The 5,829-nt window shown below is 44.1% G+C and carries 8 protein-coding genes; 6 read left to right on the forward strand and 2 right to left on the reverse strand.

The annotated features are described in order from the left end of the window. Window positions 1-130: 130 nt before the first annotated feature. Complete coding sequence (locus tag JKY90_01525) at window positions 131-2,386, forward strand: SulP family inorganic anion transporter (GenBank protein MBL4850949.1); 2,256 nt, start codon at window positions 131-133, stop codon at window positions 2,384-2,386. Window positions 2,387-2,542: 156 nt separating this feature from the next. Here the strand turns inward: JKY90_01525 and JKY90_01530 are convergent, their stop codons facing one another. Further along, window positions 2,543-3,001: a MarR family transcriptional regulator gene (locus tag JKY90_01530; GenBank protein MBL4850950.1), complete on the reverse strand. Its 459-nt coding sequence runs from the start codon at window positions 2,999-3,001 to the stop codon at window positions 2,543-2,545. A gap of 97 nt (window positions 3,002-3,098) precedes the next feature. On the opposite strand from JKY90_01530, the gene JKY90_01535 reads away from it, so the two are divergent. Together JKY90_01535 and JKY90_01540 are read left to right on the forward strand one after the other, a co-directional pair. Next, window positions 3,099-3,431 carry a rhodanese-like domain-containing protein gene (locus JKY90_01535; protein MBL4850951.1) on the forward strand — a complete coding sequence of 111 codons (333 nt, stop codon included), beginning with the start codon at window positions 3,099-3,101 and terminating at the stop codon, window positions 3,429-3,431. A gap of 7 nt (window positions 3,432-3,438) precedes the next feature. Then, on the forward strand, window positions 3,439-3,858 hold the full coding sequence (locus JKY90_01540; protein ID MBL4850952.1) for a DoxX family protein: 420 nt from the start codon (window positions 3,439-3,441) through the stop codon (window positions 3,856-3,858). Between the two features lie 86 nt (window positions 3,859-3,944). On the opposite strand, the gene JKY90_01545 is transcribed toward JKY90_01540, so the two are convergent. Beyond that, window positions 3,945-4,493: an NUDIX hydrolase gene (locus JKY90_01545; protein ID MBL4850953.1), complete on the reverse strand. Its 549-nt coding sequence runs from the start codon at window positions 4,491-4,493 to the stop codon at window positions 3,945-3,947. 220 nt (window positions 4,494-4,713) lie between these two features. Here JKY90_01545 and JKY90_01550 point away from each other — a divergent pair, with 220 nt between their 5' ends. The 3 genes from JKY90_01550 to JKY90_01560 are packed head-to-tail and all read left to right on the forward strand — an operon-like array spanning window position 4,714 to window position 5,707. Further along, window positions 4,714-5,346, forward strand: coding sequence for an AAA family ATPase (locus JKY90_01550; GenBank protein MBL4850954.1), 633 nt, complete (start codon window positions 4,714-4,716; stop codon window positions 5,344-5,346). Next, on the forward strand, window positions 5,343-5,537 hold the full coding sequence (locus JKY90_01555; protein ID MBL4850955.1) for a hypothetical protein: 195 nt from the start codon (window positions 5,343-5,345) through the stop codon (window positions 5,535-5,537). Before JKY90_01550 ends, JKY90_01555 begins: the two co-directional genes overlap by 4 nt. A gap of 26 nt (window positions 5,538-5,563) precedes the next feature. After that, window positions 5,564-5,707 (forward strand): hypothetical protein, encoded by a 144-nt coding sequence (locus JKY90_01560; GenBank protein ID MBL4850956.1) that lies wholly within the window; start codon window positions 5,564-5,566, stop codon window positions 5,705-5,707. Window positions 5,708-5,829: the final 122 nt, after the last annotated feature.

Consider the following 5,829-nt stretch of genomic DNA (forward strand, 5'->3'; position numbering starts at 1 on the left):
ATCAGGGAAAGAAGCCGATATTGACGCTGCCGCACAAGCAGCGATTAGCGCAATAGAGAACTTATCTGGAATTTAATACTGCAAGGTAAGACAACATAAAAAATATTAGTTAATTATGTAGGTAATGATAATGACTGAAGCACCACAAAATGGCTTAAAAGGGTTAAAACATTGGCGCTATGATTTGCTGGCAGGTATGCAGGTCGCGCTGGTTTCATTACCGCTTTCTCTGGGTATTGCCATTGCCTCCGGTGCGCCGCCTGTCACAGGCCTGGTTTCGGCAATTATCGCTGGTTTGATTTTCCCTTTCCTCGGTGGCGCTTATGTTACCATCAGTGGCCCTGCTGCTGGTCTGGCGCCGGCGCTGTTGTCCGGCATGTTGGTATTGGGTGGCGGTGATTTAGCCGTTGGTTATCCCCTGCTCCTGGTGGCAATTTGTTTAACAGGACTGGTGCAAATCGTGCTCGCCTTTATGAATGCGGGCCGGTTTGCAATTTTTCTACCGGTGACGGTGGTTGAAGCAATGCTGGCCGCCATCGGGCTGATTATTATTATTAAACAGATACCGGCGTTAATAGGGGCAGATGTGCCGGCGGCGAAGAGCATGTTGGCGACCGCGAGTAAATTACCCGGGGCATTTTTACAGATCCAGTGGCAGGTATTTGCCATTGGCATTATTACTTTGTTTTTGATTTTTTATCTTAATAAATCCAAATATACATGGATGCGCAAGGTGCCTGCGCCGCTGGTAGTGACGATTCTTGGAATAATCATGGCCTCTGCGTTTGGTCTTGATGCGAAATATCTAATCACCATGCCTGAAAATATCCTCGAAGGCGGCATTACACTGCCGGACTTTAGTGGCGTGTTCAGCAACCCCGATTTGTATTGGAGCATCTTGGTGGTGGTGATTACCTTGACCTTGATTGATGGTGTTGAATCATTAGCGACGATTAAGGCGGTCGATAAAATCGATCCGTTTCAGCGCAAGTCCGATCCAAACGTTACCTTACGTGCGATGGGTGTATCAAACACAGCGTCGAGTCTTTTCGGTGGTTTGACGATCATTCCTGGTGGAATTAAAAGTCGCACCAATATCGATGCCGGTGGCCGTACCCTATGGGCAAACTTTTATAACGCCATATTCCTGCTCATTTTCTTGTTTATAGCCACTGATATTATTTCGCTTGTGCCGCTAGCAGCCATTGCGTCGATACTGATCTATGTCGGTTGGAAGCTTTGTGAATATAAGGTGTTCACCAAGACCTACTCTATTGGCCGTGATCAAATGATTGTTTTCATAATCACCGTGATAGCGGTATTGGCGACCGATTTGTTAATTGGTATTTTGATTGGTATAGCGGCAGAAATTATCATACTGTTGTATCTGTTGACCCCGTCATTTCGCTTTATTTTGAATGGTCGTTTAACCGCTACACAATCATTAGTTTTTCTGTGGAAAAATTTCAAGACGTTGTTTGCTGACCCGGTTATTAAATACGAAAAATCAGAGCGTGATGGCAAGGTGCACCATGAGCTGTCGCTGTCATCTGTCGTCTGTTTTAATTTGTTACCTTTGGATAAAATTCTTGACAACTTGCCTAATAACGAAGGGGTGACACTGACCATTACCGAATCAAGTCATATCATTGACCATACGGGTATGGAATATCTGCACCAGTTTCAAGAAGAATGTGTGCGTGATAAACGCCCATGTGAGGTATTAGGGCTAGAGAATTTTCATCAGTTCACCAAGCATCCCTTATCTGCCCGTATGCAAGATGCCATTCTTGTTAAAGAAGAAGCAAGGCGCACTACGCGTGAGCTGGCGATGGAAAAAATTGCTGCCCAGCAGGGTTTAACGTTTAATGCTGAAATCACCAACACTCTAAATAAAGAAGACTTTATTTATTTGCGCCGGGGTTCAGATAAAGAAGAAAGTAACGTCATGCAGGGTGAGTATGATGGTTGTAAAGTCAGATTGTTTGATTATAGTCATACCTCAGCACCAAATTATTATTCTAAGCATTGGCGTACCCTGGTTACTGCTAACTGCGTTATGGCTAATGTACCTGATTTTGTTATCGCGCCTGGACATTACCTGGAACGCTACTTAACTGGCTACAACAGCAAGGTATTGATAGGTAAGACTGATTCGAGCAGCGAATATCGCCTTTATACTAGCGACAATGTTGATGCATCGACCTATGTTTCAGATGAGTTGCAGAGTTTCTTGATGCAGCATCCCCAGTTTTATATCGAGATGCGTGACGGTGTCATATTGGCCTATAACTGCAGCGAAGAGTTGGCTGACACAGAACAAGTTGCTTTACTGCTTTCGGTTGCAGGAATTGTTCAACGCTCATGCGCGAGTAGAGAAGGCTAGCCCATAGCATAAATAGTGAGTAGCTTAGACAATGTAAGTTGGCGTAACAAAGCGTTGTTTTAATGCTTATGGTGAGAAAGAAGAAACCGGTTTGTTGTTGGGCGATTGACTCTATGAATAGGGCTAGCTATCACCACTTTAACCTGCCCGTTGGCGCTATTTGTTAAGTGTTTTAGTTTCGAACTGCAACTTTTTCAGAACCTGCCTCAGTTTTAGTAATTCTGAAGAATCCAGTTTAACCCCGAAATTTTCTTGTATAGACTGACTATATACAGGCCACATTTTTTTCATTTTTTTTATACCTTCGCCAGTAATTTTTACTCTATTTCCGCGACCATCCTCAGTACACGCATAGCGCGCAACAAGATGATTTTTCTCCAACCTGTCGATCAAGCGCGAAAGATTATGTTTGCTCAACAATATTTTTTCACCAATTTCATATTGACGCAGCCCAATGGATTTTTCTCTATTTAGTTCCAGAAGGACATCGTACCAAGCGAGAGGCGGTAATCCGCCACTTTTAAGGGAACTTTCTACCCTTTCTATCAATAGTCGATGTGCTCGGTGTAATTGTATCCAAGCTTGTACGGCTTCTTTATCTATTTTTTTATTCATTTTCAAAGACTATCTCAAAATTGTTGCAATTACAATCATATTAAGGTAGCCTTTATTTGGTTGCATTTACAACCACTAAAAGAGCAGGAGAATGAATATGAGCCGCATAATTACTCGCGAACAAATTAAAGAGAACCTTGATAACAATGTACCAATGATAATTATTGAGGCACTGCCCAAAAAATACTTTGACTCTGAGCACCTACCGTCAGCTTTGAATATTCCACATGATGAGATACAGCAAAAAGTACCAGAGTTACTGACAGACAAGGACGCTCTTCTTGTTGTGTACTGTGCCAGTATAGAGTGTAAAAACTCGAAAATAGCAACGGACACATTGCTACAGATGGGATACACAAATGCCTATGAGTATGTGGAAGGTAAAAAACACTGGCTTGAAGCTAATTTCCCCACCGAATCAGCAATGTGATGTATTGATGACTTCTATAGACGACAGATTTGGGCCAGATGCTGCATTACTTTTACGCTTAGGATTGGGAGTAATGTGGATATCACATGCACTCTTGAAGTGGTTTGTGTTTACAATTCCGGGCTTTTCAACATGGCTTGGAACTCAAGGCATACCTGTATTTATGGCATACCCCGTATTTTTGTTTGAGCTTATCGGCGGCATAATGATTTTGATCGGATTTTATGGTCGATATGTTTCGGCAGTATTGATGCCCGTTATGTTTGTTGCTGCGTGGACACACTTTCCTAACGGCTGGTTATTTACCAATGAAGGCGGGGGTTGGGAATATCCAATATTTTTATTGTTAGCCTCAACGGTGCATATTCTTCTTGGTGATGGCAGATTTGCTATACGCACCAGACAAAATCTTCTTACCACTAAATAATACTAATCCCCCCTGATTTTGATATAGCAGAGGGCTTTTTAACACCTAAACTAAATCTAAAATTTTAAATATTTAGAAATAGAGCTTTAAGCCAGTATCCTTCTGGTCTTTTGCACCATGCGATAAAAAGAGCGCGCATGATTAAATTGCGGCACATTAGCTAGCGCGACCCAGCCAATTTGATGTGATTCCTCGTTGCCGGGCAAATCCAGTGAGTCGTCGATTTCAACCAGAAAACGAATATCGAAATGCTGATGGCGCGGATCATGTTCATTGGCGTGAATAACATGGATATCGACATCAAAGATATTGTCATCGACCAGCTTTATATGGTCGAGATTCACCCCCGCTTCTTCGGCCACTTCATTCAACACTACACGCGTAATGTCAGGGTCGCCATCAGCATGGCCGCCAGGTTGCAGCCAAAGATCCAATTTACGGTGGTGCAGCATCAGCGTATGCGAATGAGCAGGGTTAAGCACCCATGCAGAGCCAGTAAAATGTCCTTCTTCTATACGCTCAAAACAGTTGGGATGCTGCTCGGCAAAACGTCGCGCACGCTGCACCATCGCCGCTTCTTCCATATACGGCGTCTTGTAGTTGTCGAGTAATTCAAGGACTTTTTGTCGATGCATGAGAATTAAATTAATCCGGTAATCAAGCTATAGATTACCCGATTATGTGCCTAACAGGTATTCTGATGTTCAATATAAAAGATAGATAGCCATCAATGTATCAACAATTTGAGCTATGTAAGAGAGGGTAAGATTTTAATCCCACCATCTCTTAGCGGAAGCCTCCGCTCCGTGCTAGAATTACACAGGAATTGACTCCAAATAGCGTTAGGAACACAGCATGTCAGCGCGTGTTTTTGCAATAGCAAATCAAAAAGGCGGTACCGGAAAAACCACGCTCAGTATGAATTTCGCTGTAGGCTTGGCGAAACACGGTCGAGTGCTCGTGATCGATGCTGATCCACAAGGTTCAGCAGGGCAGTGGAGTAGCTTGGCGGCCGAAGAGCGACAATTCCCGGTTTCAGTCATTGCCATCGGCGGCAGTTTAGCGCGTGAGGTGCAGCGCTTCAGTCAAGACTACGATTTTCTCGTGCTTGATTGCCCACCAACACTTGAGACCGAGACGATGTCGCTAGCACTGTCGGCAGCCGATACGGTATTAATCCCGGTATTGCCATCCCCCGTAGATTTATGGGCCAGTATCCGCTTAGTTGATTTCATAAAACAAGCCAAGATGCGTAACCGTGGATTAACGGCCCATATCGTCGTCAACCAACTAGAGCCACGCAGTGCCTTGTCTAATGCCATGCAACAAGCATTAGCAGAATTCGATATTCCCGCACTTAAAAATGGTATACGTCGCCGTGCTATATACCGCAACGCGGCAATAGAAGGCGCCAGTGTTTACTGTATGGGTAAGCGCGGTGCGGCCGCAGCAGAAGAAATTGATGAACTCATTAAGGAGATACTATGACTGACTCAAAGACTGGTTCTAAACTCACCCAGAGTCTGCGCCGCGCTAAAACACAACAAACCGCTGACACTACCACTAAAACACCCGCAGCCAAGCCTCGCGCAAAGGCTAAAGCCAGTCCGCGTAAAGCCGCACCTGCCGCAAAAAGCGCATCATCACTTATTTTGTCATCACGCTGCTGGCCGGACTAGTTTTTGTAAAATACCCGCCTTAAGCAATGAAAAAAGAAAACTGCATCGATTATGTAGAGCTACCCGCCTCAGATCTAAAGCAAACAAAATCATTTTTTTCAGAACTGTTTGGCTGGAAGTTTGTTGATGGGGGTGATGATTATTTTAGGGAGCCTCTGGTCAATTCATGAGGCACTATCTTTTTTCCTGAAATATTCCCTTTCCTCGCCGACAGTCTTGCTGCTCTAAGAGTATTTCCTTAGTAATGCTAGCGCATTCCACTTAGAGTCTGTCCCCGCGAAAGCGTGGGGGC

The organism is Gammaproteobacteria bacterium (assembly GCA_016765075.1).
In the GTDB taxonomy this organism is placed as follows: domain Bacteria; phylum Pseudomonadota; class Gammaproteobacteria.

What these genes read in the sequence shown, in the direction of transcription:
- JKY90_01525 (MBL4850949.1), top strand. Translation starts at nt 131, where the DNA reads ATGACTGAAGCACCACAAAATGGCTTAAAAGGGTTAAAACATTGGCGC.
- JKY90_01530 (MBL4850950.1), bottom strand. Translation starts at nt 3,001, where the DNA reads ATGAATAAAAAAATAGATAAAGAAGCCGTACAAGCTTGGATACAATTA.
- JKY90_01535 (MBL4850951.1), top strand. Translation starts at nt 3,099, where the DNA reads ATGAGCCGCATAATTACTCGCGAACAAATTAAAGAGAACCTTGATAAC.
- JKY90_01540 (MBL4850952.1), top strand. Translation starts at nt 3,439, where the DNA reads ATGACTTCTATAGACGACAGATTTGGGCCAGATGCTGCATTACTTTTA.
- JKY90_01545 (MBL4850953.1), bottom strand. Translation starts at nt 4,493, where the DNA reads ATGCATCGACAAAAAGTCCTTGAATTACTCGACAACTACAAGACGCCG.
- JKY90_01550 (MBL4850954.1), top strand. Translation starts at nt 4,714, where the DNA reads ATGTCAGCGCGTGTTTTTGCAATAGCAAATCAAAAAGGCGGTACCGGA.
- JKY90_01555 (MBL4850955.1), top strand. Translation starts at nt 5,343, where the DNA reads ATGACTGACTCAAAGACTGGTTCTAAACTCACCCAGAGTCTGCGCCGC.
- JKY90_01560 (MBL4850956.1), top strand. Translation starts at nt 5,564, where the DNA reads ATGAAAAAAGAAAACTGCATCGATTATGTAGAGCTACCCGCCTCAGAT.